General features: G+C 63.4%; 20 protein-coding genes. 5 read left to right on the plus strand and 15 right to left on the minus strand.

The genetic code is table 11. The annotated features are described in order from the left end of the window. The first annotated feature begins 118 nt into the window (after positions 1–118). Positions 119–1,702: a peptide chain release factor 3 gene (locus APH33_RS20805; RefSeq protein WP_054886973.1), complete on the plus strand. Its 1,584-nt coding sequence runs from the start codon at positions 119–121 to the stop codon at positions 1,700–1,702. Between the two features lie 68 nt (positions 1,703–1,770). Here the strand turns inward: APH33_RS20805 and APH33_RS20810 are convergent, their stop codons facing one another. From APH33_RS20810 to APH33_RS20870, 13 genes are all read right to left on the minus strand, one after another. Further along, positions 1,771–2,850, minus strand: coding sequence for a polyamine ABC transporter substrate-binding protein (locus APH33_RS20810; RefSeq protein ID WP_054886974.1), 1,080 nt, complete (start codon positions 2,848–2,850; stop codon positions 1,771–1,773). A 51-nt stretch (positions 2,851–2,901) separates the two neighbouring features. After that, positions 2,902–3,243, minus strand: a complete 342-nt coding sequence (locus tag APH33_RS20815; RefSeq protein ID WP_054886975.1) for a cupin domain-containing protein — start codon at positions 3,241–3,243, stop codon at positions 2,902–2,904. 32 nt (positions 3,244–3,275) lie between these two features. Then, a complete protein-coding gene (locus tag APH33_RS20820; protein ID WP_054886976.1) occupies positions 3,276–4,682 on the minus strand; it encodes an FAD-binding oxidoreductase in 1,407 nt (468 codons plus the stop codon). 64 nt (positions 4,683–4,746) lie between these two features. Continuing rightward, complete coding sequence (locus APH33_RS20825) at positions 4,747–5,556, minus strand: nuclear transport factor 2 family protein (protein WP_054886977.1); 810 nt, start codon at positions 5,554–5,556, stop codon at positions 4,747–4,749. A 371-nt stretch (positions 5,557–5,927) separates the two neighbouring features. Further along, on the minus strand, positions 5,928–6,896 hold the full coding sequence (locus tag APH33_RS20830; RefSeq protein WP_054886978.1) for a peptide ABC transporter ATP-binding protein: 969 nt from the start codon (positions 6,894–6,896) through the stop codon (positions 5,928–5,930). Next, positions 6,896–7,864, minus strand: a complete 969-nt coding sequence (locus APH33_RS20835) for an ABC transporter ATP-binding protein (protein WP_054886979.1) — start codon at positions 7,862–7,864, stop codon at positions 6,896–6,898. Before APH33_RS20835 ends, APH33_RS20830 begins: the two co-directional genes overlap by 1 nt. A gap of 10 nt (positions 7,865–7,874) precedes the next feature. Then, positions 7,875–8,801, minus strand: coding sequence for an ABC transporter permease subunit (locus APH33_RS20840; protein ID WP_054886980.1), 927 nt, complete (start codon positions 8,799–8,801; stop codon positions 7,875–7,877). 8 nt (positions 8,802–8,809) lie between these two features. Further along, the gene (locus tag APH33_RS20845; RefSeq protein ID WP_054886981.1) at positions 8,810–9,820 is read right to left on the minus strand and encodes an ABC transporter permease subunit; all 1,011 of its coding nucleotides are present in this window, start codon (positions 9,818–9,820) and stop codon (positions 8,810–8,812) included. A 75-nt stretch (positions 9,821–9,895) separates the two neighbouring features. Further along, complete coding sequence (locus tag APH33_RS20850; protein WP_054886982.1) at positions 9,896–11,491, minus strand: ABC transporter substrate-binding protein; 1,596 nt, start codon at positions 11,489–11,491, stop codon at positions 9,896–9,898. 73 nt (positions 11,492–11,564) lie between these two features. Next, positions 11,565–12,944 carry an OprD family porin gene (locus APH33_RS20855; RefSeq protein WP_054886983.1) on the minus strand — a complete coding sequence of 460 codons (1,380 nt, stop codon included), beginning with the start codon at positions 12,942–12,944 and terminating at the stop codon, positions 11,565–11,567. 233 nt (positions 12,945–13,177) lie between these two features. Next, positions 13,178–14,770 carry an ABC transporter substrate-binding protein gene (locus APH33_RS20860; protein WP_054886984.1) on the minus strand — a complete coding sequence of 531 codons (1,593 nt, stop codon included), beginning with the start codon at positions 14,768–14,770 and terminating at the stop codon, positions 13,178–13,180. 148 nt (positions 14,771–14,918) lie between these two features. Next, entirely contained in the window at positions 14,919–16,544 is a 1,626-nt protein-coding gene (locus APH33_RS20865) for an ABC transporter substrate-binding protein (RefSeq protein WP_054886985.1), read from the minus strand. Positions 16,545–16,930: 386 nt separating this feature from the next. Continuing rightward, positions 16,931–17,656 (minus strand): SIMPL domain-containing protein, encoded by a 726-nt coding sequence (locus tag APH33_RS20870; protein WP_054886986.1) that lies wholly within the window; start codon positions 17,654–17,656, stop codon positions 16,931–16,933. A 203-nt stretch (positions 17,657–17,859) separates the two neighbouring features. Between APH33_RS20870 and APH33_RS20875 the strand changes: the two genes are divergently transcribed. From APH33_RS20875 to APH33_RS20890, 4 genes are all read left to right on the plus strand, one after another. Further along, complete coding sequence (locus APH33_RS20875) at positions 17,860–19,116, plus strand: ATP-binding protein (RefSeq protein WP_054886987.1); 1,257 nt, start codon at positions 17,860–17,862, stop codon at positions 19,114–19,116. Next, complete coding sequence (locus APH33_RS20880) at positions 19,116–19,676, plus strand: response regulator transcription factor (protein ID WP_054886988.1); 561 nt, start codon at positions 19,116–19,118, stop codon at positions 19,674–19,676. The genes APH33_RS20875 and APH33_RS20880 overlap by 1 nt, the downstream gene beginning before the upstream one ends. Before the next feature lie 185 nt (positions 19,677–19,861). After that, the gene (locus APH33_RS20885; protein ID WP_054886989.1) at positions 19,862–20,803 is read left to right on the plus strand and encodes an AEC family transporter; all 942 of its coding nucleotides are present in this window, start codon (positions 19,862–19,864) and stop codon (positions 20,801–20,803) included. A gap of 57 nt (positions 20,804–20,860) precedes the next feature. Continuing rightward, positions 20,861–22,219, plus strand: coding sequence for an amino acid permease (locus APH33_RS20890; protein WP_054886990.1), 1,359 nt, complete (start codon positions 20,861–20,863; stop codon positions 22,217–22,219). 19 nt (positions 22,220–22,238) lie between these two features. Here APH33_RS20890 and APH33_RS20895 read toward each other — a convergent pair whose 3' ends face one another. After that, entirely contained in the window at positions 22,239–23,282 is a 1,044-nt protein-coding gene (locus APH33_RS20895) for a calcium/sodium antiporter (RefSeq protein WP_054886991.1), read from the minus strand. A 72-nt stretch (positions 23,283–23,354) separates the two neighbouring features. Then, positions 23,355–23,729, minus strand: coding sequence for a septal ring lytic transglycosylase RlpA family protein (locus APH33_RS20900; RefSeq protein WP_082433675.1), 375 nt, complete (start codon positions 23,727–23,729; stop codon positions 23,355–23,357). Positions 23,730–23,763: the final 34 nt, after the last annotated feature.

Genomic DNA, 23,763 nt, shown 5'->3' on the forward strand with positions numbered 1-23,763 from the left:
GGGCGGCGCTCGATCGCGAATGCAATGAAGGACCAGCGGCAAGCGCCAGGATTTTGGTCCCCGCCCAACTTCAGGTATGATATCGCCCCTTTTAAATCCCCCAGTCAGGCGATTTCCCATGACCAACCAGGCCGCCGAAGTCGCGAAGCGCCGCACTTTCGCAATCATTTCCCACCCCGACGCCGGTAAGACCACCATCACCGAGAAGCTGCTGCTGATGGGCAAGGCCATTGCCGTCGCCGGTACCGTGAAGTCGCGCAAGTCCGACCGCCACGCCACCTCCGACTGGATGGAAATGGAGAAACAGCGCGGCATCTCCATCACTACCTCGGTGATGCAGTTCCCGTACCGCGAGCACATGATCAACCTGCTCGACACCCCCGGCCACGAAGACTTCTCGGAAGACACCTACCGCACCCTGACCGCGGTGGACTCGGCGCTGATGGTGCTCGACGGCGGTAAAGGCGTAGAGCCGCGGACCATCGCCCTGATGGACGTCTGCCGCCTGCGCGACACGCCGATCGTCAGCTTCATCAACAAACTCGACCGTGACATCCGTGACCCGATCGAGCTGCTCGACGAGATCGAAGCCGTCCTGAAGATCAAGGCCGCGCCGATCACCTGGCCGATCGGTTGCTACCGCGACTTCAAGGGTGTGTATCACCTGACCGGCGACTACATCGTGGTCTACACCCCGGGCCATGGCCACGAGCGCACCGAAGCCAAGATCATCCAGAAGCTGGACTCCGACGAGGCCCGCGCACACCTGGGCGACCAGTACGACTCGTTCGTGGAACAACTGGAGCTGGTGCAGGGTGCCTGCCATGAATTCAACCAGGAAGAGTTCATCAACGGTCAGCTGACCCCGGTGTTCTTCGGTACCGCGCTGGGCAACTTCGGTGTCGACCACGTGCTCGACGCCGTCGTCGACTGGGCGCCGCGCCCGCTGGGTCGCGTGGCCCATGAGCGAACCGTCGAGCCTGTGGAAGAGAAATTCACCGGCTTCGTGTTCAAGATCCAGGCGAACATGGACCCCAAGCACCGCGACCGTATTGCCTTCATGCGCATCTGCTCGGGCAAGTACGAGAAGGGCATGAAGATGCGCCACGTGCGTATCAACAAGGACCTGCGTATCGGCGACGCGCTGACCTTCTTCTCCTCCGAGCGTGAGCAACTGGAAGAGGCCTATGCCGGCGACATCATCGGCCTGCACAACCACGGCACCATCCAGATCGGCGACACCTTCACCGAAGGCGAGGCGCTGGGCTTCACCGGTATCCCGCACTTCGCGCCGGAGCTGTTCCGCCGCGTGCGCCTGAAGGATCCGCTGAAATCCAAGCAGCTGCGCCAAGGCCTGCAGCAGTTGGCCGAAGAGGGCGCGACCCAGGTGTTCTTCCCTGAGCGCAGCAACGACATCATCCTTGGTGCGGTCGGTGTGCTGCAGTTCGACGTGGTCGCCAGCCGCCTGAAGGAAGAGTACAAGGTCGAGTGCGCCTACGAACCGATCACCGTCTGGTCGGCCCGCTGGATCGGCTGCGACGACAAGAAGAAGCTCGAGGAATTCCAGAACAAGGCCATGGAAAACCTGGCTATCGACGGTGGCGGTCACCTGACCTACCTGGCGCCGACCCGGGTCAACCTGGCGCTGATGGAAGAGCGCTGGCCGGACATCAAATTCCGCGCGACTCGCGAGCATCACTAAGTATTGAATTGGGGCTGCTTTGCAGCCCTTCGCGGGCGCGCCCGCGAAGGGCCGTAAAGCGGCCCCATTCAGTTACCGGCCTTGATACTGGTCCAGATCCGGGTCCTGATGCGGTCGATCTTGGCCGGCATCGCCTCCAGGGCATACAGCTTGCCCATCACATCCTCGCTCGGGTAAATCATCGTATTGGCCTTCATCGCCGGCTCTACCAGGCCGTCCGCCTTGAGGTTGCCGTTGGCGTACTGCACGTGGTTGCTGATGTTGGCCATCACCTCCGGCTGCAGCAGGTAATTCATGTAGGCGTATCCGGCCTTCTCATCCGGTGCATCGGCGGGCATGGCCACCATGTCGAACCACATCGGCGCACCTTCCTTGGGGATCGAATACCCCACCTTCACCCCGTTCTTCGCCTCTTCGGCGCGGTTCTTCGCCTGCAGCACATCCCCCGAGAAACCCACCACCACGCAGATATCGCCATTGGCAAGGTCACCGGTGTACTTCGATGAGTGGAAGTAGCTGATGTACGGCCGCACCTGCATCAGCAGCGCCTTGGCCTTGTCGTAGTCGGCCGGGTTCTGGCTGTGGTGCGGCAGGCCCAGGTAGTGCAGGGCGATCGGCAGCAGTTCGGGGCCGTTGTCCAGCACTGCGACGCCACAGCTCTTCAGCTTGCTCATGTACTCGGGCTTGAAGATCAGGTCCCAGGAATCCACCGGCGCGTTGTCGCCGAGCACTGCCTTGACCTTGTCGATGTTGTAGCCGATGCCGGTGCTGCCCCACAGGTACGGGAAGCCGTACTGGTTATCCGGGTCGTTGACCTCCAGCGCCTTCATCAGCACCGGGTTGAGGTTGTGCCAGTTGGGCAGCTGCGACTTGTCCAGCGGCTTCAGGGCCTTGCCCTGGATCTGCCGGGCCATGAAGTGGTTGGACGGGAACACCACATCGTAGCCGGAGTTGCCGGTCATCAGCTTGCCGTCGAGGGTCTCGTTGCTGTCGTACACGTCGTAGGTCGGCACGATGCCGCTGGCTTGCTGGAAGTTTTTCAGCGTGTCGGGCGCGACGTAGCTGGACCAGTTGTAGATCTTCACCGTTTCGGCGGCGCTGGCCACGCTGGCGGCCAGCATCAGGGGGGCGAACAGGAACATGCGCATATCGGGATACCTTGCTTTGTCTGTTGTTATCGAAGGCAGGCGATCAGCGGATCAGAAGATGAGAACGTAGGTCTTGCGCACGGTCTCCTGGATGTCCCAGGTGCCGGTGCTGTTGGCCGGTAGCATGAGTGCGTCTCCGGCTTCTATGACCAGGGTTTCGCCACCGTCGGGGGTGAAGGTGCAGCGGCCCTTGATGAAATGGCAGAACTCCTGCTGCACGATCTGCCGGCGCCAGCGTCCGGGGGTGCACTCCCAGATGCCGGTTTCGACGCCATCATTGCGCTCCACGCAGGTGACCGAAGCCACTGCAACGGGTTCGCCAAGCGGCACCGCGACCGGGTTGGAGCTATCGAGCACGGCGCTGTCTGTGTGTTTGAAGTGGGTGATGCTCATGACCGGTGGATCCTGTGTCGGGGAAAGGGAAGTCAGTGCATGAAGCCTTCCATGAAGTCCGCTAACGAGCTGGCCAGGCGCCGCCTCCAGGGCGCGCTGGAGGGGTTGGCGAGGGTCCGGTCCTCGTGGACGAAGCTTTGGATGATTGCGTTGTAACCGAGCCAGCGGCAGGGCTCCGGCGGCCAGCTGGCCAGGCTCGCAAGCGGGCGGTTGTCGATTACCCAGGGTTGCGCGGTCAGCGCGTTGTGCTGGTTGAGGATCAGCGCCGCCAAGGTGCGCCCGCCAAGGTTGGTGGCGCCGACACCTTCGCCGCCGTAGCCGCCGGCCAGGGCGATGCCGCGCTGGCGGTCGCAGAGCATGTGCGGGCGGAAGCGCCGCGCCATGCCCAGGTTGCCGCCCCAGGTGTGGGTGATGCGTGCGTGCCTGAGCTGCGGGAACAGTTCGCTGAACAGATAGCGACGCAGTTCGATCTCGTGCTGGTCAAGGTTGAAGTTTTCGCGCAGCCGGCCGCCGAAGCGGTAGCCGCCGCGGGCGCCGAACACCAGGCGGTTGTCGGCGGTGCGCTGGCCGTAGGTGACCTGGCGGCTGCTCTCGCTGAAGGCCTGGCCCTGGCTCAGGCCGATCTGCTCCCAGGTCGACTCCGGCAGCGGCTCGGTGGCCACCAGCAGGCTCTGCACCGGCAACTGATGCCTGCCCAGTGGCGGCAGGCTGGCGGCGTAGCCTTCAACCGCCGGAACCATCCACTGGCAGCGGATGCGCGCCAGGGGCGAGCGCACTTCGCCGGGCTGCCAGTCGATGGCCGGGGTGTTCTCGTAGATGGTCACGCCCAGCGCTTCCACCGCCCGGGCCAGGCCACGGGCCAGCTTGGCCGGGTGGATGGTCGCGGTGTGCGGGCTGTAGATCGCGCCATAGGCATTGCTGACCCGCAATTGCGCGTCCAGCTGCTCGGGGCGCAGCCAGCGGTAGTCGTCCTCGGTCATGCCCTGGCGATAGAGGTCGTCGAGATACGCGCGCAGGCTGCGTTCCTGCTCTGGATAACGCGCAGCGCAATACAGCACGCCGCCTTTGCGGTAATCACAATCGATGCCTTCGCGCTGCAGCACGTTTTGCACTTCATCAGGGATGCCATGCAGCAAATCGATGCTGGCGCGGCGCTGTTGCGGCGACAGGGTGGCCAGCAGGCGGTCTTCGCCGAGCATGTTGCCCATCAGCCAGCCACCGTTGCGCCCCGAGGCGCCGAAGCCGGCAATGTTCGCCTCGATCAGCGCAATGTTCAGTTGCGGCGCCTGGCGCTTGAGGTAATAGGCCGTCCACAGCCCGGTGTAGCCGGCACCGATGATGCACACATCGACTTCAAGGTCTTGGCGCAAGGCCGGGCGCGCGCACAGCGGCTCGTCGAGCTGGTCCATCCACAGGCTGAGCGTGCGCAGGGGTTGCATCGGGTTTTGCTCCACATCCATCAAGGTCTGTGGGCGATGCTAGTGGTGTCGACCAGCGCCTGTCTTACGTGCGTGCACGCAGGGAAATTTGCTTGAGATAGGCCTTGGGGGTGAGGCCGGTGTGCTCGCGGAAGCACTTGTAGAACGCCGAAAGCGAATTGAAACCGGCGTTGAACGCTAGGTCGTCGATCGATGCTTCCACACTGTCGTCGTCAAGGCTGGCCATCAGGTGTTGCAGGCGTGCCTGGTTGACGTAGCGGTAGAAGCTTTGCCCGAGCACCTGGTTGAGCAGGTAGGAAATCTGGTTGCGGCTGTAGCCGCTGGCATCAGCCACTTGCTGCAGGCCCAGTTCCGGGTCGAGGTACGGGCGCTTGCGCTGGAAGTAGTGTTCCAGGTCCTGGGCCATGGTCGACAGCTGCCGAGGTGACAGGCCCAGCCGGCTGGTGGCCGGGCGTGGGCCGCTGCTGGCCCTGGCGACGCTGTTCTGTCTGACCAGGGTGGCGTACTCGTTGACCCGCCAGATCAGGCCGTCCTTGACGGTGATCGCTTCGCTGGACTGGAACGCCACCAGGCCTTCGCCGCCTTGCACCGTGACCTGATACTGGATGAACGCGGTGCAGCCGTCGACGCGGATGCGGTCGCTGTGGACGATTTCCTCGCCGGCTTCATGGGGCAGGCAGGCGCGCACGTAGTCGCGCAGCTCGACATAGCCGAGCACGCGGTTCTGGAAAAAGTCGTGATACTGGATATCGGGGTGGTAGAGCGCGATCACGCCGTCGAGGTCACGGTGCTTCCAGCAGAGGTGGTAGCGCAGCACCGTGTCGGCGGTGAGCGGGGCCTGCTCGGGGCCGTCGGGGATAGTGAGGGCGGTCATGGGCTCGATAGTGCATTGCAGAACACCCACGTGCAAGGGGCGTCATCTGGCAATTTGCACGGTTTCGTCAAGCGGCTACGCGCATAAGTCATTGTTTTTAAATGAAGTAACTTTTTGATACGAGTGGCATGGCGGGTGCACGGAATTGTTCACCCTCGAACAAGGAGAAACGCCATGCGCTCGATACTGCTTTGGATGATTGGGGTGCCGATTCCGGTGATTATCCTGATCTGGTTCTTCATGCATTGAGATCGTTGGGGCCGCTTTGCGGCCCTTCGCGGGCCAGCCCGCTCCCACAGGTCCTGCACAAGTCTCAAGCCTCGTGCAGTACCTGTGGGAGCGGGCTGGCCCGCGAAGAAGCTCACACCGATCTAGAGAAACTGCTCCGCATAGTGACAGGCCACTTGTCGCGTACTCACTTGCCGCAACGCCGGCACTTCCTTGGCACAGCGCTCGGTCGCATACGGGCACCGCTTGTGGAACGCACACCCGTCCGGCGGATTGAGCGGGTTGGGCAGCTCCCCGGCAATGCGGATCTTCGGCTTCAGCGGATCCGGGTGAATCGCCGGTGTCGCCGACAGCAGTGCCTGGGTATACGGATGCAGCGGCTTCTCGTAGATGTCCTCCTTCGGCCCCATCTCTGCCGGGCGCCCCAAGTACATCACCAGGACCTGATCGGCCACGTGCCGCACCACCGCCAGGTTGTGCGAGATGAACACGTAGGCGGTGTTGAACTCTTTCTGCAGGTCCATGAACAGGTTCAGCACCTGGGCCTGGATCGACACGTCCAGCGCCGAAGTCGGCTCATCCGCCACCAGCACCTTCGGTTGCAGCATCATCGCCCGGGCCAGGGCAATGCGCTGGCGCTGACCACCGGAGAACATGTGTGGGTAGCGCTGGTAATGCTCCGGGCGCAGGCCGACCTGTTCCATCATCTTCTGCACTTTCTCCCGCCGCTCGGCTTTGCTCAGCGAGGTGTTGATCAACAGCGGCTCGGCCAGCTGATCACCGATCTTCTGCCGCGGGTTCAGCGAAGCGTAGGGGCTCTGGAACACCATCTGCACGTCGCGGCGCAGTTGCTTGCGCTCGGACTTGCTGGCGCCCTTCACCTCGGTGCCGGCGATCTGCAGCGAGCCGGAGGAGGGTTCTTCGATCAGTGTCAGGGCGCGGGCCAGGGTCGACTTGCCGCAGCCGGACTCACCGACCACGGCCAGGGTCTTGCCGGCCTCCAGCTCGAACGACACGCCATTGAGCGCGCGTACCAGGGCGTGGCCCTTGAACAGCCCGCGGGAAACTTCGTAATGCCGGGTCAGCTCCCGGGCAGTGAGAACGACGGCCATCACGCCACCTCCTGGTTCAGCGGGTAGAAGCAACGCACCAGGCTGTGGGCCTGCGGGTCGAGAGGTGGGCGCTGATGGCGGCAGTTGTCCTGCACGTAAGGGCAGCGCGGCGACAACAGGCAGCCAACCGGGCGGTCATAGCGGCCGGGAACGATGCCGGGCAGGGTGGCCAGGCGCTCGGCGCCGACGCTGTGCTCGGGGATCGCCGCCAGCAGCGCTTCGCTGTACGGGTGGGCGGGCACGTCGAACAGCTCCGGTACCTGGCCCACTTCCACGGCCTGGCCGGCGTACATCACGCACACGCGCCTGGCAGTTTCGGCAACCACGGCCAGGTCGTGGGTGATCAGTATGAGCGCCATGTTGCGCTCCTTCTGCAGGTTGACCAGCAGCTCCATGATCTGCGCCTGGATGGTCACGTCCAGCGCGGTGGTCGGTTCGTCAGCGATCAGCAGTTTGGGTTCGCCGGCAATCGCCATGGCGATGGCCACGCGCTGGCTCATGCCGCCGGAGAGCTGGTGCGGGTAGGCGTCCAGGCGGCTTTCCGCAGCCGGGATTTCCACTTTCTTCAACAGCTCCAGGGCCCGCTGGCGTGCAGCCTTGCCCTTCAGGCCGAGGTGCTGGCGCAGGACTTCCTCGATCTGGTAGCCCACGGTATAGCTGGGGTTGAGCGCGGTCATCGGGTCCTGGAAGACCATGGCGATGTCCTTGCCCACCACCTTGCGCCGCTGGCGGCCGCTGAGCTTGAGCATATCGGTGCCGTCGAAGGTCAGCGAATCGGCGGTGATGCGCCCAGGGGCGTCGATCAGGCCCATCAGGGCCATCATGGTGACCGATTTGCCCGAGCCGGATTCACCGACAATGGCCAGGATCTCACCGGCGTCCACCGCCAGGTCCAGGCCATCGACCACAGGGACGGCATCGGTGTCGCCGAAGCGCACGTTCAGGTTGTTGATCTGCAACAGTGACATGGCGTTCTCCTCAGGCGGCGTTCTTGAGTTTCGGGTCCAGCGCATCGCGCAGGCCGTCGCCCATCAGGTTGATTGCCAGCACACTGAGCAGAATGGTCAGACCCGGCAGGCTCACCACCCACCAGGCGCGCTCGATGTAGTCACGGGCCGAGGCCAGCATGGTGCCCCACTCGGGCGTTGGCGGTTGCACGCCGAGGCCGAGGAAGCCCAGGGCGGCGGCATCGAGGATCGCCGACGAGAAGCTCAGGGTTGCCTGCACGATCAGCGGCGCCATGCAGTTGGGCAGCACGGTGACGAACATCAACCGTGGCAGCCCGGCACCGGCCAGGCGAGCGGCAGTAACGTAGTCGCGGTTCAGTTCGCCCATCACCGCAGCGCGGGTCAGGCGCACGTAGGACGGCAAGGACACGATGGCGATGGCGATTACCGTGTTGATCAGGCCTGGGCCGAGAATGGCGACGATGGCCACCGCCAGCAGCAGCGACGGCAGGGCCAGCATCACGTCCATCAGGCGCATGATCGAAGGGCCGAGGACCTGCGGGAAGAACCCGGCCAGCAGGCCCAGCAGGATCCCCGGGATCAGCGACATCACCACCGACGACAGGCCGATCAGCAGCGACAGCCGCGCGCCCTGGATCAGCCGTGACAGCAGGTCGCGGCCGAGTTCGTCGGTGCCGAGGATGAACTGCCAGCTGCCGCCCTCCAGCCACACCGGCGGGGTCAGCAGGAAGTCGCGGTACTGCTCGCTCGGGTCATGGGGGGCGACCCACGGTGCGAACAACGCGCAGAACACCACCAGGCACATGAACGCCAGGCCCATTACCGCGCCCTTGTTGCGCGAGAAGGCCTGCCAGAATTCTTTGTACGGCGAAGGGTAGAGCAGGCTCTGGTCCACCGGGCTGGCCGGTGCGACGGATTTCGGAATCGGGCTAGTCATGGAAGGCCTCAGCGCTGATGACGGATGCGTGGGTTGGCCAGGCCGTAGAGGATATCCACGACGAAGTTGACCAGGATCACCAGGCAGGCAATCAACAGGATGCCGTTCTGGACCACGGGGTAGTCACGGGCGCCGATGGCTTCGATCAGCCATTTGCCGATGCCCGGCCAGGAGAAGATGGTTTCGGTCAGCACGGCGCCAGCCAGCAGCGTGCCGACCTGCAGGCCGAACACGGTCAGCACCGGGATCAGCGCGTTGCGCAGGCCATGCACGAACACCACGCGGGCCGGCGACAGGCCCTTGGCGCGGGCGGTGCGGATGTAGTCCTCGCGCAGCACTTCGAGCATCGACGAGCGGGTCATGCGGGCGATCACCGCCAAGGGGATGGTGCCGAGCACGATGGCCGGCAGGATCAGGTGCATCACCGCGTCCTTGAACGCGCCTTCCTCGTCGCTGAGCAGCGTGTCGATGAGCATGAAGCCGGTCTTCGGCTCGATGTCGTAAAGCAGGTCGATACGCCCCGACACCGGGGTCCAGCCCAGGCTCACCGAGAAGAACATGATCAGGATCAGGCCCCACCAGAAGATCGGCATGGAATAGCCGGCCAGGGAGATCCCCATCACCCCGTGGTCGAACAGCGAACCGCGCTTGAGCGCGGCGATCACCCCGGCCAGCAGGCCGACGATGCCGGCGAACAGCAGGGCGGCCATGGCCAGCTCCAGGGTGGCGGGGAACAGGGTGAGGAACTCGGTCCACACGCTCTCGCGGGTGCGCAGCGATTCACCGAGGTCGCCCTGGGCCAGCTTGCCGACATAGTCCAGATACTGGACCGGCAGTGGCTTGTTCAGGCCCAGGCGCTCCATGGCCTGGGCGTGCATTTCGGGGTCGACCCTGCGCTCGCCCATCATGACTTCCACCGGGTCGCCGGGGATCAGGCGTATGAGCGCGAAGGTCAGCAAGGTGATACCGAAGAAGGTCGGTATCAGCAGGCCCAGGCGCCGGGCAATAAAACTCAACATTGTCGGGGTTACCTCATCAGCCGGTCAGGGCAGTGCCGCCGGTGCCCGTGTGGGGTCCCGGCGGTCGTTGTTGTTCTACTTCACCCGGGTGGTGGCGAAGTTGTTGTTGGTCAGAGGGTTGATCACATAGCCCTCCACGTTGTCACGCATGGCGGTGAACATCTTCGGATGGGCCATGCTGATCCAGGGTTGATCGTCATCGTACACCTTCAAAGCCTCGGCATAGAGCCTGGCGCGTTGCTCGCTGTCGATCACCTCGCGGGCGCGGGTGATCAGTTCCTGGAACTTAGGGTTGCACCAGCGTGCATAGTTCTCGCCGCTTTTGGCGGCATCGCAACTGAGCAGCGGGCTGAGGAAATTGTCCGGGTCGCCGTTGTCGCCGGCCCAGCCGGTGGAGACCAGGTCCGCCTCACCCTTCTTGGCGCGGCGCAGCATCTCGGCCCATTCCATCACGCGGATGTCCAGCTTCAGGCCGATCTGTTTGAGGTCTGCCTGGAGCATTTCCGCGGAAAGCCGCGGGTTGGGGTTGGTCGGGCCGCCGCCGTTGCGGGTGAACAGGGTGATCACCGTGCCCTCCGGCACGCCAGCCTCCTTGAGCAGCTGGCGGGCCTTGGCCAGGTCGTGGGGCGGGTTCTTGTTCTCGGTGTTGTAGCCGATCATGGTGGGGGGGTAGGGGTTCACGCCGACCAGTGCGTTGCCCTTGCCGAACAGCTGATCGACGTGGGTCTGGCGGTCGAAGGCCATGTTGATGGCTTTGCGCACACGCACGTCGCTCAGGTACTTGTGTTCGGTGTTCATTGAAATGTAGCCGGTGACCAAGGCTTCGATTTCGTCGACCTTGAGTGTCGGGTCGTTCTTGATCAGCGGTACGTCATCGGGTTTGGGGTACAGCGCCACCTGGCATTCGTTGGCGCGCAGCTTCTGCAGGCGCACATTGCTGTCGGTGGCGATGGCGAACACCAGCGCATCGGCCGGCGGCTTGCCGCGGAAATAGTCCGGGTTGGGCTTGTAGCGGACCTGGGCGTCCTTGTTGTAACGCTGGAAAATGAATGGGCCGGTGCCGATCGGCTTGCTATTGAGGTCGCCGGTCTTGCCGGCCTTGAGCAACTGGTCACCGTATTCGGCGGAATAGATCGAGGTGAAGGCCATGGCCATGTCGCGCAGGAAGGGGGCTTCCGGGCGGGTCAGGGTGATCACCACAGTGTGGTCGTCGGTCTTGGTCACCGACTTGAGCAATTCCTTGAAGGCCATGCTCTCGAAGTACGGGTAGCCGACGCTGGTCTTGTCGTGCCACGGATGGCTTGGGTCGAGCTGTCGATTAAGGCTCCACAGCACGTCATCGGCGTTGAACTCGCGGGTTGGCTTGAAGTAGTCGGTGCTGTGGAACTTCACCCCTTCACGCAGGTGGAAGGTGTAGGTCAGCCCGTCCGCTGAAATGTCCCAGCGTTCGGCCAGGGCCGGCTGAATGTCGGTGGTGCCAGGCTTGAAGTCGACCAGACGGTTGAACACCGTCTCGGCCGAGGCATCGGCGGTGACTGCCGTGGTGTACTGGACGATGTCGAAGCCTTCCGGGCTGGCTTCGGTGCACACCACCAGCGGCTTGGCCGCTAGGTTGCCGGCGGCGCCCAGGATGACCGCTGCCAGGGCAGCGCGGAGCGGTAGCGATGTCATGGAAACTCCCTGCTTGCAATGATTCCAGCGTAGCCGCCACGGCCCGGGTTGAAGCGGGCCATGGCGCCATCGGTCAAAGAATGTTGAATGGAATGGTGGTCACCAAGCGGAACTCGTCGAGGCTGCCATCGGCCTGCGCCTTGCTGGCGCGGTGGGCGGTGTAGGTGGCGCGGATGCTGGTGTCCTTGAACGGCCCGCTCTGCACGGCATAGCTGGTGCCGATGCCCCACTCGTAGTGGGTTTCGCCATCCAGGCCGTTGACGTCATAGGCGGTGCCCCGGTAATGGGTGCCGTCGATGCCCCAGCCACGGGCGTTGTACAGGTTGAACTTGAGGCCCGGTACGCCGTACGGCGCCATGTTCAGCACGTAGGAGATCTGCAGGGATTTCTCGTTGGGGCCGTTGAAGTCCGACAGCAGCGAGTTGGCCAGGTAGATGCCGTTGGTTTCGTGCAGGTAGTCGAAATACTCGTTGCCGTTGACTTGCTGCCACGACGCGGTGAGGGTGTGCGCCTGGTGGGTCAGGCCGAACGACAGGCTGTAGGTGTCGTTGTCGATCTCTCCCATCTTCTTGCTGCCTTCGTCCACCGTCTTGTAGTAGTTCAGGCCGGTGGTCAGGGCGAGCACGGCGTTGTCGCCGAGTACATGGCTGGCGCCGAAGTAGTACTGGTTCCAGAAATCGTCGACCTTGGTGGCGTACAGGCTGGTGGTCAGGCTCTTGAACGGCTGGTAATTGACCCCGGCGGTGCTGGCGCGGTCGGTCTCGACGCCGGTGGCGCCATATTCGCTGCGGAACTTGCTCAGGCTCTGTTCGGTGCGTGGCGAAACGCGGTCGAAGGTACCCAGGTCGAGCGACAGGTTGTCGAATTCGGCGCTGTGCAGGAATGCGCCCTGGAAGCTCGACGGCAACGCACGGTTGCCGATGTAGGCGATCATCGGCGTGTCCACTGACTGGCGGCCGACGGTGAGGGTGGTATTGGACACACGCGCCTTGACGTTGGCCAGGCCCATCTTGCTCCACTGGCCGACCGGGTCGCCGTCGCTGTGGGTGAGCGTCCGGTTGTTCGGGCCGGCGATCGCGGCGCGGCCCTGTTGCAGGGCGATTGCGTTGTAGCCGGCGGCCTCGACGGCAAAGCCGACAGTGCCCTGGGTGAAGCCCGAGCTGTAGTTGAGGATGGTGCCCTGCACCCAGTTGTCGCGGCTATGGGTGTCGTGGCGGGTGCCGTCGCCCTTGTAGTACTTCCAAAGCGGTGCGCGGGTGGCACGTTCGTGGGCATACCAGTTGCGGGTGCTGCCGGACAGGCTCTGGCCGTCGATGAAGCCGTTGGCCTGGTCCTGTTCGCTGCTGGATTTCAGGCTGAACGGGATGTAGTCCTGGCTCTGGGTGTCGGCCTCTGTCACGGCGGAAAAGGTGCCGATGGATAAGGCCAAAGCGGTCAAGGTGAATAGTCTCAAAGTTAAAGCTCCCTTTCTGTTCTTTTAGTTATCACCTGGCCTTGTGGGCCGGGTTGCTTGCTGCGGTGTTGCCAGGGTTGCCCGGGGTTGCCGGGCAAAATCGGGGGATTTGTGTTGGCTATGCCGGCCTCTTCGCGGGCACGCCCGCTCCCACAGGTACGGCGCTAATTCCGAACCTAAGGAGCTCCTGTGGGAGCGGGCGAGCCCGCGAAGAGGCCGGCCCTGGTTAACGCCTAATCAACACTCACACCGGAAAAGTCATTGCGCCCGAACGGGCTGACCTTGAAATCGGCCACCTTGATGCTCAACGGCTGGTTCACCGTGGAATGCGCTACCGGGGTGATCGGCACCTGCTGTTTGAGGCGCTGCTGGGCCTGCTGATAAAGCGCCGTGCGTTGCTCGCGGTCGGTCACCTGCTTGGCCTGCTTGACAAGGCGGTCGTATTGCGGGTCGCACCACAGCGAATAGTTGTTGCTGCCGATGGCGTCGCAGTTGTAGAGGGTGCCGAGCCAGTTGTCCGGGTCTCCGTTGTCGCCCGTCCAGCCGATCAGGGCGATGTCGTGTTCGCCACTCTTCATGCGCTTGAGGTATTCGCCCCATTCGTAACTGACGATGCGCACCTTGAAGCCGAGCTTGTCCCAGTCGGCCTGGAGCATCTCGGCCATCAGCTTGGCGTTGGGGTTGTAAGGGCGCTGTACCGGCATGGCCCACAGGGTGATCTCGGTGCCGGGCTTGACCCCTGCCTGCTGCAGTAACCGCTTGGCTTTTTCCGGGTCGTACGGCGCGTCCTTGAGGCTGTTGTCGTAGGACCACTGGGTTGGCGGCATGGCGTTGACTGCCAACTGGCCGGAGTCCTGGTACACCGCCTGGATGATGGCCTGCTTGTTCACCGCCATGTCCATGGCCTGGCGCACTTCGAGGCGGTCGAACGGTGGGTGCTGGGTGTTATAGGCTATATAGCCGAGGTTGAAGCCGGGCTGTTGCATGACCTGCAGCTTGCCGTCGGCCTTGAGCGCCGGCAGGTCGGCCGGGCGCGGGTGCAGGGTGACCTGGCATTCGTTGCGGCGCAGCTTCTGGATGCGCACCGATGGGTCGGTATTGATCGAGAACACCAGGTTGTCGATCTTCACTTCATCAGGCGCCCAGTACTCCTGGTTGCCCTTGAAGCGGATCTGCGAATCCTTCTGGTAACGCTGGAACACGAACGGCCCGGTGCCGATCGGTTGCTGGTTGATGTCGCTGGGGCGCCCGCTGGCCAGCAACGTTTCGGCGTACTCGGCCGAGAGTATCGAGGCGAAGCTCATCGCCAGGTTCTGGATGAACGCGGCATCGACCTTGTTCAGGGTGAACACCACGGTCATGGGGTCGGTCTTCTCGACCCGGGTGATGTTCTTGTCCAGTCCCATGCTGACGAAATATGGGAATTCGGTGGGGTAGGCCTTACGGAACGGCTGGTCCCTGTCGAGCATGCGGTTGAAGGTGAACAGCACGTCATCGGCATTGAAATCACGGCTCGGCGTGAAGGCCTTGTTGGCATGGAACTTCACGCCGGGGCGCAAGTGGAAGGTGTAGCGCAGGCCGTCTTCGGAAACTTCCCACTGGGTCGCCAGTGCCGGGTGCACGGCGGTGCCGCCACGTTCGAACTCCACCAGGCGATTGTAGATCGGCTCGGCGGCGTCGTTGTCGGTGGCGCTGGTGTACTGGGCGGTGTCGAAGCCGGCCGGGCTGCCTTCGGAGCAGAACACCAGGTTCTTGGCCTGAAGGGCAGGGGCCTGGCTCAGCAGGCCAAGGGCGAGCAGGGTCGAAAGGCGAGTGACGTGGCGCATGGCGATTCCTTTTCCAGCTGTTCAAGCCGCTTCGGGGTACGAATGACGGCAACAGTTTCCCGACTCCGTCGCGGGTAGCGTCGGAGGGGGCACGAAATGCTTGGTGGTGAGGCGCACCCGCCGTCGAGGGCGGGTGCGGGGAGCTACCCTATTTATCCACGCTGACGCCGTAGAAACTGTTCAACCCGAACGGGCTGATCTTGAAGTCCTTCACCTTGGCGCTCATCGGTTGGTAGACCGTGGAGTGGGCGATCGGAGTGATCGGCACCTGTTCCTTGAGGATGTGCTGGGCCTTCTGGTACAGCTCGGTGCGCTTGGCCTGGTCAGACGTGGCCTTGGCCTGCTTGATCAGGTCGTCGTAGGGCTTGTAGCACCACTTGGAGAAGTTGTTGCCGTCGACGGCGTCGCAGCCGTACAGGGTGCCGAGCCAGTTGTCCGGGTCACCGTTGTCACCGCTCCAGCCGATCAGCATGGCGCCCTGTTCGCCGCCTTTGGAGCGCTTGATGTACTCGCCCCACTCGTAGCTGACGATCTTCGCTTTGATACCGATCTTGGCCCAGTCGGACTGCAGCATCTCGGCCATCAGCTTGGCGTTGGGGTTGTAGGGGCGCTGCACGGGCATGGCCCACAGGGTGATCTCGGTGCCTTCCTTGATGCCGGCTTCCTTGAGCAGTTGTTTGGCCTTCTCGGGGTCGTACGGTGCGTCCTTGATGCTGGTGTCATACGACCACTGGGTGGGCGGCATGGCGTTGACTGCCAGCTGGCCCGCGCCCTGGTAGACCGATTCGATGATCTTCTTCTTGTCCACGGCCATGTCCAGTGCCTGGCGGACTTGCAGCCGGGCCATCGGGTTAGGCTCGTTGCTGCCCTTGATCTTGTCCATCACGTTGTAGGCGATGTAGCCGAGGTTGAAGCCGGCCTGCTGGGGCATCTGCAGGTTCTTGTCCGCCTTCAGCGGCTCGATGTCGGCCGGCCGCGGGAACAGGGTAACCTGGCACTCGTTCTTCTTCAGCTTCTGCATGCGCACGGAGGCGTCGGTGGAGATGGCGAAGATCAGGTTGTCGATCTTCACATCTTCGGGCTTCCAGTAGTCCTTGTTGCCCTTGAAGCGGATCTGCGCGTCCTTCTGGTACTTGCTGAACACGAACGGGCCGGTGCCGATCGGCTTCTGGTTGATGTCGGCGGCCTTGCCGTCCTTGAGCAATTGCCCGGCGTACTCGGCGGACTGGATGGAGGCGAAGCTCATGGCCAGGTTCTGGATGAACGCGGCGTCCACTTCATTGAGGGTGAACTTCACCGTGTGATCGTCAAGCTTCTCCACCTTGGCGATGTTCTTGTCCATGCCCATGTCGGTGAAGTAAGGGAACTCGGTGGGGTAGGCCTTACGGAACGGGTGATTCTTGTCGAGCATGCGGTTGAAGGTGAACAGCACGTCGTCGGCGTTGAATTCGCGGGTCGGCTTGAAGTAGTCGGTGGTGTGGAACTTCACCCCTTCGCGCAGGTGGAAGGTATAAGTCTTGCCCTCGTCGGCCACGTCCCAACTGGTCGCCAGGCCCGGGATTACCGCGGTACCGCCGCGTTCGAACTGGGACAGGCGGTTGAACACGGTCTCGGCCGAGGCGTCGAAGTCGGTTCCTGTGGTGTATTGCCCCGGGTCGAAGCCGGCCGGGCTGCCTTCGGAGCAGAACACCAGGCTGGACGCGGCCTGGGCCAGTGGAGCACCGGCGAGCAAGCCTGCACCTAGCAGGAACGGAATGACTGCGTGTTTGAGCATGGTGGCCTCATTGTTGTCATTTTTGGGGTTGAGGTGGCCTCGTGAGCCGACCTGCGGATACTTATGCAGGGGGTATTCCCAATGCAACAGGGAGAAGGATAGTTGGCGTCAGAAAAGTAGTACGAGCGTACATGGATGTCGCATTCGTATAACTTTCAGCGAAGTTGAACGTTTGCGCGGACGAAATGATGGCTTTTTGCTGGATGTTTCAGGGGCGTAAAGTATGTAGGACGCACTTATATAGTGCGTAGGAAAATTCCCAAATTCATGATTTGACGCGATCACTGTGGGAGCGGGCTTGCCCGCGAACACGGGCGAGGCCCGTGCCATCCACCGCGGTGGCTTCTTCGCGGGCACGCCCGCTCCCACAGGGTCTTGCCAGTCTCTTACTGCATCTGCACTTCGATCAGGCCATCGGCATTCATGCTGACTTCACTGGTACCCGCCTCGATATCCGGCGCAGGCGCCGCCTCGTCCGCACCTTTGGCCATCATCGCCATTGGCGCGCTACGCAGGTAAGGGCGCGGGTAACCGGAGCTGTTCAGATTCAGGCTGACCACTTTATAGCCCTTGCCGCCCAGTGCCTCGGTGGCCAGCTGGGCGCGGGCCTTGAATGCATTGACCGCATCCTTGAGCAGTTCATCCTCGCTGGCCTTGCGCGTGGCCGGGGCGATGGAGAAGTCCATGCTGCCCATCTTCAGGTCCTGCAGCAGGTCGGCGGTGAGCTGGGACAGGGCCGGGAAATCGGCACCTTCCAGGCGCAGCTCGGCGCGCTCACGCCAGCCGGTGATCTTCTGCCCCTTGCTGTCATACACCGGGTAGCTGTTGCGGCTGCCCTGGCTGATTTTCACGTCCTTGACCTGGCGCGCCTGCTGCACGGCCTTGTTCATGGTTTCGGTGATTTGCTTGGCGAGCTTGCCGGGGTCGGTATTCTGCGCTTCGCTGTAGAGGGTCACGACCATCAGGTCGCGCGCCACTTCCTTGCTGACTTCGGCGCGCAGCGATACCTGGTTGTAGCGCGGCTCGTCGGCCGCCAGGGCCGCCAGGGCCGGCAGGCTGGCGAGCAGGCCACAGGACAGGATCAGGGCCGCGCCGCGACGTGGAATGTGCATGTGTTACTCCTTGGCAATATATAGGCGTGGGTTGAGGTCATCCTTTCCACGCATGGCCCATCAGACCGGAACCCGTGTAGCTGGTTCAAAAGTGCCACCATGAACATGTGACAAAGTGTGGCGCTTTGCCGCATCGCTGCAGTGGGGCGCCCGGCTTCGGTATACTCCAGCCGATTTTACTGGAGCACACATCGGGAGAGCGCATGCTCGCCGCCGCACAACCGTTGTCCGCAACACGCCAGAACCTCTGGCGCCTGACTGTCATTCGCGTTCTGGTCCTGGCCGCCCAGGCAGGCTCCGTGGGCGTCGCCTACTGGACCGACCTGCTGCCGCTGCCGTGGCTTTCGCTGGCTGCTACCCTGGCCCTGTCGTCGCTGCTCTGCGCCTTCACCGCCCTGCGCCTGCGCCTGTCGCTGCCGGTCACCGAGACCGAATATGCCTTGCAGCTGGCCTGCGACCTGCTGATCCACAGTGCCTTGCTGTACTACTCGGGTGGCTCGACCAACCCGTTCGTGTCCTATTACCTGGTGCCGCTGGCCATCGCTGCGGTGACCTTGCCGTGGCTGTATTCGCTGATCCTCTCGGGCATCGCCCTGACCGCCTACAGCCTGCTGCTGGTGCAGTTCTACCCGCTCGAGGGGCTGCCGATGGCGCGGGACAAGATGCAGGTCTACGGCATGTGGCTGAGTATCGCCCTGGCCGCCGCCGTGATCACCTTCTTTGCCGCGCGCATGGCCGAAGAGCTGCGCCGTCAGGAGCAACTGCGCTCCGAGCGCCGCGAAGAAAGCCTGCGTGACGAACAGTTGCTGGCCGTGGCCACCCAGGCTGCCGGCGCGGCCCACGAACTGGGCACACCCTTGGCGACCATGAGCGTGCTGCTCAATGAAATGCGCCAGGACCACACCGACCCACTGCTTCAGGAAGACCTGCAGATCCTTCAGGACCAGGTCAAGCTGTGCAAGGAAACCCTGCAGCAACTGGTGCGCGCCGCCGAGGCCAACCGCCGTCTGGCGGTGGTCGAACAGGACGTCACCGCCTGGCTCGACGAAGCGTTGAACCGCTGGCACCTGATGCGCCCGGAGGCCAGCTACCGCTTCCAGCGCCTGCGCGACGGCCTGGTACCGCGCCTGACGCCGCCACCGGACCTGACCCAGGCGCTGCTGAACCTGTTGAACAATGCCGCCGATGCCTGCCCCGATGACCTGCAGGTCACCCTGGACTGGGACGCCCAGGACATCCTGATCAGCATCCGCGACCATGGCCCCGGTGTACCGCCGGCCATCGCCGAAGCAATCGGCAAACCCTTCATTACCACCAAAGGCAAAGGCTTCGGCCTGGGCCTGTTCTTGAGCAAGGCCAGCGTGACCCGTGCGGGCGGTTCGGTGAAACTCTATAGTCATGAACAGGGTGGCACCCTGACCGAACTGCGCCTGCCCCATGGCAAGCGAGGAGATGAATGATGAGCGAAGAAAACCAGGTCGAAGGCGAAGAGCTGCCGCACCTGTTGCTGGTGGACGATGACGCCACCTTTACCCGGGTCATGGCCCGGGCCATGAGCCGCCGCGGTTTCCGTGTGAGCACTGCCAGCTCTGCCGAGGAAGGCCTGCTTCTGGCCCAGCAGGACCTGCCGGACTACGCCACGCTGGACCTCAAGATGGAAGGCGACTCGGGCCTGGTGCTGCTGCCCAAGCTGCTGCAGCTGGACCCGGAGATGCGCGTGGTGATCCTGACCGGTTACTCGAGCATCGCCACCGCCGTCGAGGCGGTCAAGCGCGGCGCCTGCAACTACCTGTGCAAGCCGGCCGACGCCGACGACGTACTGGCGGCACTGCTGTCGGAACATGCCGACCTGGACTCGCTGGTGCCGGAAAACCCGATGTCGGTGGATCGCCTGCAGTGGGAGCACATCCAGCGCGTGCTGAATGAGCACGAGGGCAATATCTCCGCTACTGCGCGGGCGCTGGGCATGCACCGTCGCACCCTGCAGCGCAAATTGCAGAAGCGCCCCGTTCGGCGCTGATCCGGCGTTGGCTTCTTCGCGGGCATGCCCGCTCCCACAAGGGTCGCATATCCCCTGTGGGGCGTGCCCGCGAAGAGGCAGGTGCAGTCAGAAACATGTTTAAAGTCCTGCTCGATCCCCGCAATTCCTGACGCGTTGGCGTATCATTAGCCGCCTAACGGCAACCCCATCAGGACCGCTTGCGCATGCTCGCCCTTCTTATCCAGACGCTGAACATCACGGCCCCCGTCTTCGCCATGCTGTTCATGGGCGTGCTGCTCAAACGTATCCACCTGATCGACGACAACTTCAACCGCGTCGCCTCGCAGCTGGTGTTCAACGTCTGCATGCCAGCGTTGCTGTTCCTGGGCATCTACCACGCCGACCTGGCCACCGCGGTACAGCCCAGGGTCATCCTCTACTTCGTGGTCGCCACCCTGGTCGGCTTTGCCGTGGCCTGGGGCATGGCCATCTGGCGCAGCCCTCTGGCCGACCGTGGCATCTACACCCAGGGTGCGTTCCGCGGCAACAACGGCGTGATCGGCCTGGCCCTGGCTGCGAGCCTCTATGGCGATTACGGCATCTCCCTGGGGGCGGTGCTCGCCGGGCTGGTGATCCTCATGTACAACTCCCTGTCGGCGGTGGTGCTGGCGGTGTACAGCCCGGACCTCAAGTCCGACCCGTGGAGCATCTGCAAGAGCATCCTGAGCAATCCGCTGATCATAAGTGTGCTGGTGGCCACGCCCTTGGCCTACGGCCAGGTGCCGCTGCCGAACTGGCTGCTGACGTCTGGCGACTACCTGGCGCAGATGACCCTGCCGCTGGCGCTGATCTGCATCGGTGGCACCCTGTCATTGGCGGCCCTGCGCGACAGCGGCAGGCTGGCCATCGATGCGAGCCTGGTGAAGATGGTCCTGCTGCCGCTGATCGGCACCTTGGGTGCCTGGTTGTGCGGCTTCCGGGGGGCCGAGCTGGGCATCCTGTTCCTCTACATCGGCAGCCCGACGGCGGCGGCCAGCTACGTCATGGCTCGCGCCGCCAACGGCAACCATGAACTGGCGGCCTCGATCATCGTGATAACCACGTTAATGGCGGCGATCACCACCAATATTGGTATTTTCATCTTGCAGTGGGGCGGATGGATCTAGATCCTTGACTGCAAAACAACAGCAACAACACTGCCTCACTGAGCCAAAGGACACTTCATGCAAGACCAGAGCACGCCAGAGCCGCTGAAGCGCGGGCTGAAGAATCGCCATATCCAGCTGATTGCGCTGGGTGGCGCCGTCGGTACCGGGCTGTTTCTGGGCATCGCCCAGACCATCCAGCTGGCGGGTCCCGCCGTTTTGCTGGGCTACGCCATCGCCGGCCTGATGGCTTTCCTCATCATGCGCCAATTGGGAGAGATGGTGGTCGAGGAGCCTGTCGCCGGCAGCTTCAGCCACTTCGCCCACCAATACTGGAGCGAGTTCGCCGGGTTCGTTTCCGGTTGGAACTATTGGGTGGTTTACGTGCTGGTCGGCATGGCCGAGCTCACGGCCGTGGGTATCTATGTGCAGTACTGGTGGCCGGCGTTCCCGACCTGGGCCACGGCGGCGATCTTCTTCGTGGTGATCAACCTGATCAACCTCACCCAGGTGAAGGTCTATGGCGAAATGGAGTTCTGGTTCGCCTTGGTCAAGGTGGTAGCGATCGTCAGCATGATCGGTTTCGGCGCCTGGATGCTCGCCAGCGGCCACGGCGGCCCGGATGCCAGCGTGGCCAACCTGTGGCAGTACGGCGGGTTCTTCCCCAATGGTGTGACCGGGCTGGTGATGGCGCTGGCGGTGATCATGTTCTCCTTCGGTGGCCTGGAGCTGGTCGGCATTACCGCCGCCGAGGCCGACAACCCGCGCCAGAGCATCCCCAAGGCAACCAATCAGGTGGTCTACCGCATCCTGATCTTCTACATCGGTGCCCTGGCCGTGCTGCTGTCGCTGTACCCTTGGCAGAAGGTGGTGCAAGGCGGCAGCCCGTTCGTGATGATCTTCCACGAACTGGACAGCGACCTGGTGGCGACCATCCTCAACATCGTGGTGTTGACCGCTGCGTTGTCGGTGTACAACAGCTGTGTGTACGCCAACAGTCGCATGCTGTTCGGCCTGGCCAGCCAAGGTGATGCGCCGCGCCAGTTGCTCAAGGTCAGCCGCAGCGGCGTGCCCCTGACGGCATTGGCTGTTTCAGCCTTTGCGACCGGCATGTGCGTGCTGATCAACTACCTGATGCCTGGCGAGGCGTTCGGCCTGCTGATGGCGTTGGCGGTGTCGGCGCTGGTGATCAACTGGGCCAGCATCAGCATCACCCACCTGAAGTTCCGCAAGGCCAAGTTGGCGGCCGGGGTCAACCCGTTCTACCAGAGCTGGGGGCACCCGCTGACCAACTACCTGTGCCTGGCGTTCATCGTGCTGATTCTGGTGGTGATGTACCTGACCCCGCCGATCCGCATCTCGGTGATGCTGATCCCTGCGTGGATTGCAGTGCTGTGGGTGGCCTTCAAGTTGAAGAAGGCTCGGCAGGGAAGATAGTCAAAGCAGGCCTGGCCTGTCAGTGCTGCCTGCGCCAGGCTCGGGCGGTGGTGTACAGCAACACCGTGCCCAGCACCGGCAGCACATAGAACAGCATCAACCGCTCCAGCCGCCCGGCCAGTGGCATGCCCATGGTGAAGGCTGCCACATGCAGGCCATAGACCAGGTACAGGCAGAGGAATACCAGCCCCTCGCTGCGGGTGATCCGGTAGCCCGAATAGAACACCGGCAGGCTCAGGGCCGCGACACCCAGCATCACCGGCAGGTCGAATGCCAGCGCATTGGGCGAGATGGTCAGCGGCTCGGGTGTTATCAGTGCGGTCAGGCCGAGCACACCCAGCAAGTTCAACAGATTACTGCCGATCACCGTGCCGACGGCAATCTCCCGCTCGCCGCGAATGGCGGCAATCAGCGCGGCGGCAAGCTCGGGCAGGGATGTACACACGGCGACCACCGTCAGGCCGATGACCCGCTCGGACAGTCCGAGATCGGTGGCCACTTCAATGGCCGCCTCCAGCAGCAGGTGTCCGGCCAGGCTCAACAGGCCAAGGCCGAACAGCACCTGTAGCAGCGCCCCGGACCAGAAGCGCCCAGCGCGCGCTGCGCTGGCATCCTGGGCCGGATAGGTGCGAGCATAATGGCGCGATTGGTGCCAGAGCATGGCCAGGTAGCCCGCCAGGGCGAGCAGCAACAGCAACCCTTCGGCCCGGCCCAGGTGGCCATTGCCACAGAGCGCATAGACCAGGGCGCTGGCGGCAATCATCAGCGGGATGTCCAGGCGCACCAGCTGGCGCGATACCCGCAGTGGAATGATCAGCGCGGCCAGGCCGAGGATGACCAGTACGTTGAAGATGTTGCTGCCGATCACGCTGCCCACGGCCACGTCGGGCGCACCTTCATAGGCGGCTTGCAGGCTCACGGTCAACTGCGGTGCGGTACTGCCGAAGGCCACCAGGCTAAGGCCGATGATCAAGGGGCGCACGCGCAGGCGTTCGGCCAGGCGCAGCGCCGCACGCACCAGCAGTTCGGCACCGGCGATCAGCAGCAGCAGGGCAGCGCCCATTTGCAGCAGGCTGAAGGTGGGGAGGGTGGCCAGGTCGAAAATGATGGGGCTCCAGTCAGGGCAGGTGGCAGGTCAATCGCTCAGACCTTGTACCCGGACGCGCGCCGTTCCGCTACGGAGCATGCCGATTTTTTCTGCTGCAGCACGTGACAGGTCGATCAGTCGGCCTCGGGTATGCGGGCCGCGGTCGTTGATGCGGACCACCACGCTGCGATCGTTGGCCAGGTTGGTGACCAGCACACGGCTGCCGAATGGCAGGCTGCGGTGGGCGGCGGTGAGGCCGTGCTGGTTGAACGGTTCGCCGCTGGCAGTGCGTTTGCCGTGGTGGCGCGAGCCGTAATAGGACGCGGTGCCGGTTTCGTTGTAACCGCGGGGGTCGATGTCGTGGCTGGCGCAGCCGGCCAGGAAGGAGAACAGGGCCAGGGTGCCGAGGGAACGTTTTAGCAAGTCAGGTGCTCTCCTATATGGCCATTCGCGGGCG

The sequence above is a fragment of the Pseudomonas sp. NBRC 111130 genome (genome assembly GCF_001320485.1).
GTDB lineage: Bacteria > Pseudomonadota > Gammaproteobacteria > Pseudomonadales > Pseudomonadaceae > Aquipseudomonas > Aquipseudomonas vlassakiae.

What these genes read in the sequence shown, in the direction of transcription:
- APH33_RS20805 (WP_054886973.1), top strand. Translation starts at nt 119, where the DNA reads ATGACCAACCAGGCCGCCGAAGTCGCGAAGCGCCGCACTTTCGCAATC.
- APH33_RS20810 (WP_054886974.1), bottom strand. Translation starts at nt 2,850, where the DNA reads ATGCGCATGTTCCTGTTCGCCCCCCTGATGCTGGCCGCCAGCGTGGCC.
- APH33_RS20815 (WP_054886975.1), bottom strand. Translation starts at nt 3,243, where the DNA reads ATGAGCATCACCCACTTCAAACACACAGACAGCGCCGTGCTCGATAGC.
- APH33_RS20820 (WP_054886976.1), bottom strand. Translation starts at nt 4,682, where the DNA reads ATGCAACCCCTGCGCACGCTCAGCCTGTGGATGGACCAGCTCGACGAG.
- APH33_RS20825 (WP_054886977.1), bottom strand. Translation starts at nt 5,556, where the DNA reads ATGACCGCCCTCACTATCCCCGACGGCCCCGAGCAGGCCCCGCTCACC.
- APH33_RS20830 (WP_054886978.1), bottom strand. Translation starts at nt 6,896, where the DNA reads ATGGCCGTCGTTCTCACTGCCCGGGAGCTGACCCGGCATTACGAAGTT.
- APH33_RS20835 (WP_054886979.1), bottom strand. Translation starts at nt 7,864, where the DNA reads ATGTCACTGTTGCAGATCAACAACCTGAACGTGCGCTTCGGCGACACC.
- APH33_RS20840 (WP_054886980.1), bottom strand. Translation starts at nt 8,801, where the DNA reads ATGACTAGCCCGATTCCGAAATCCGTCGCACCGGCCAGCCCGGTGGAC.
- APH33_RS20845 (WP_054886981.1), bottom strand. Translation starts at nt 9,820, where the DNA reads ATGTTGAGTTTTATTGCCCGGCGCCTGGGCCTGCTGATACCGACCTTC.
- APH33_RS20850 (WP_054886982.1), bottom strand. Translation starts at nt 11,491, where the DNA reads ATGACATCGCTACCGCTCCGCGCTGCCCTGGCAGCGGTCATCCTGGGC.
- APH33_RS20860 (WP_054886984.1), bottom strand. Translation starts at nt 14,770, where the DNA reads ATGCGCCACGTCACTCGCCTTTCGACCCTGCTCGCCCTTGGCCTGCTG.
- APH33_RS20865 (WP_054886985.1), bottom strand. Translation starts at nt 16,544, where the DNA reads ATGCTCAAACACGCAGTCATTCCGTTCCTGCTAGGTGCAGGCTTGCTC.
- APH33_RS20870 (WP_054886986.1), bottom strand. Translation starts at nt 17,656, where the DNA reads ATGCACATTCCACGTCGCGGCGCGGCCCTGATCCTGTCCTGTGGCCTG.
- APH33_RS20875 (WP_054886987.1), top strand. Translation starts at nt 17,860, where the DNA reads ATGCTCGCCGCCGCACAACCGTTGTCCGCAACACGCCAGAACCTCTGG.
- APH33_RS20880 (WP_054886988.1), top strand. Translation starts at nt 19,116, where the DNA reads ATGAGCGAAGAAAACCAGGTCGAAGGCGAAGAGCTGCCGCACCTGTTG.
- APH33_RS20885 (WP_054886989.1), top strand. Translation starts at nt 19,862, where the DNA reads ATGCTCGCCCTTCTTATCCAGACGCTGAACATCACGGCCCCCGTCTTC.
- APH33_RS20890 (WP_054886990.1), top strand. Translation starts at nt 20,861, where the DNA reads ATGCAAGACCAGAGCACGCCAGAGCCGCTGAAGCGCGGGCTGAAGAAT.
- APH33_RS20895 (WP_054886991.1), bottom strand. Translation starts at nt 23,282, where the DNA reads ATGGGCGCTGCCCTGCTGCTGCTGATCGCCGGTGCCGAACTGCTGGTG.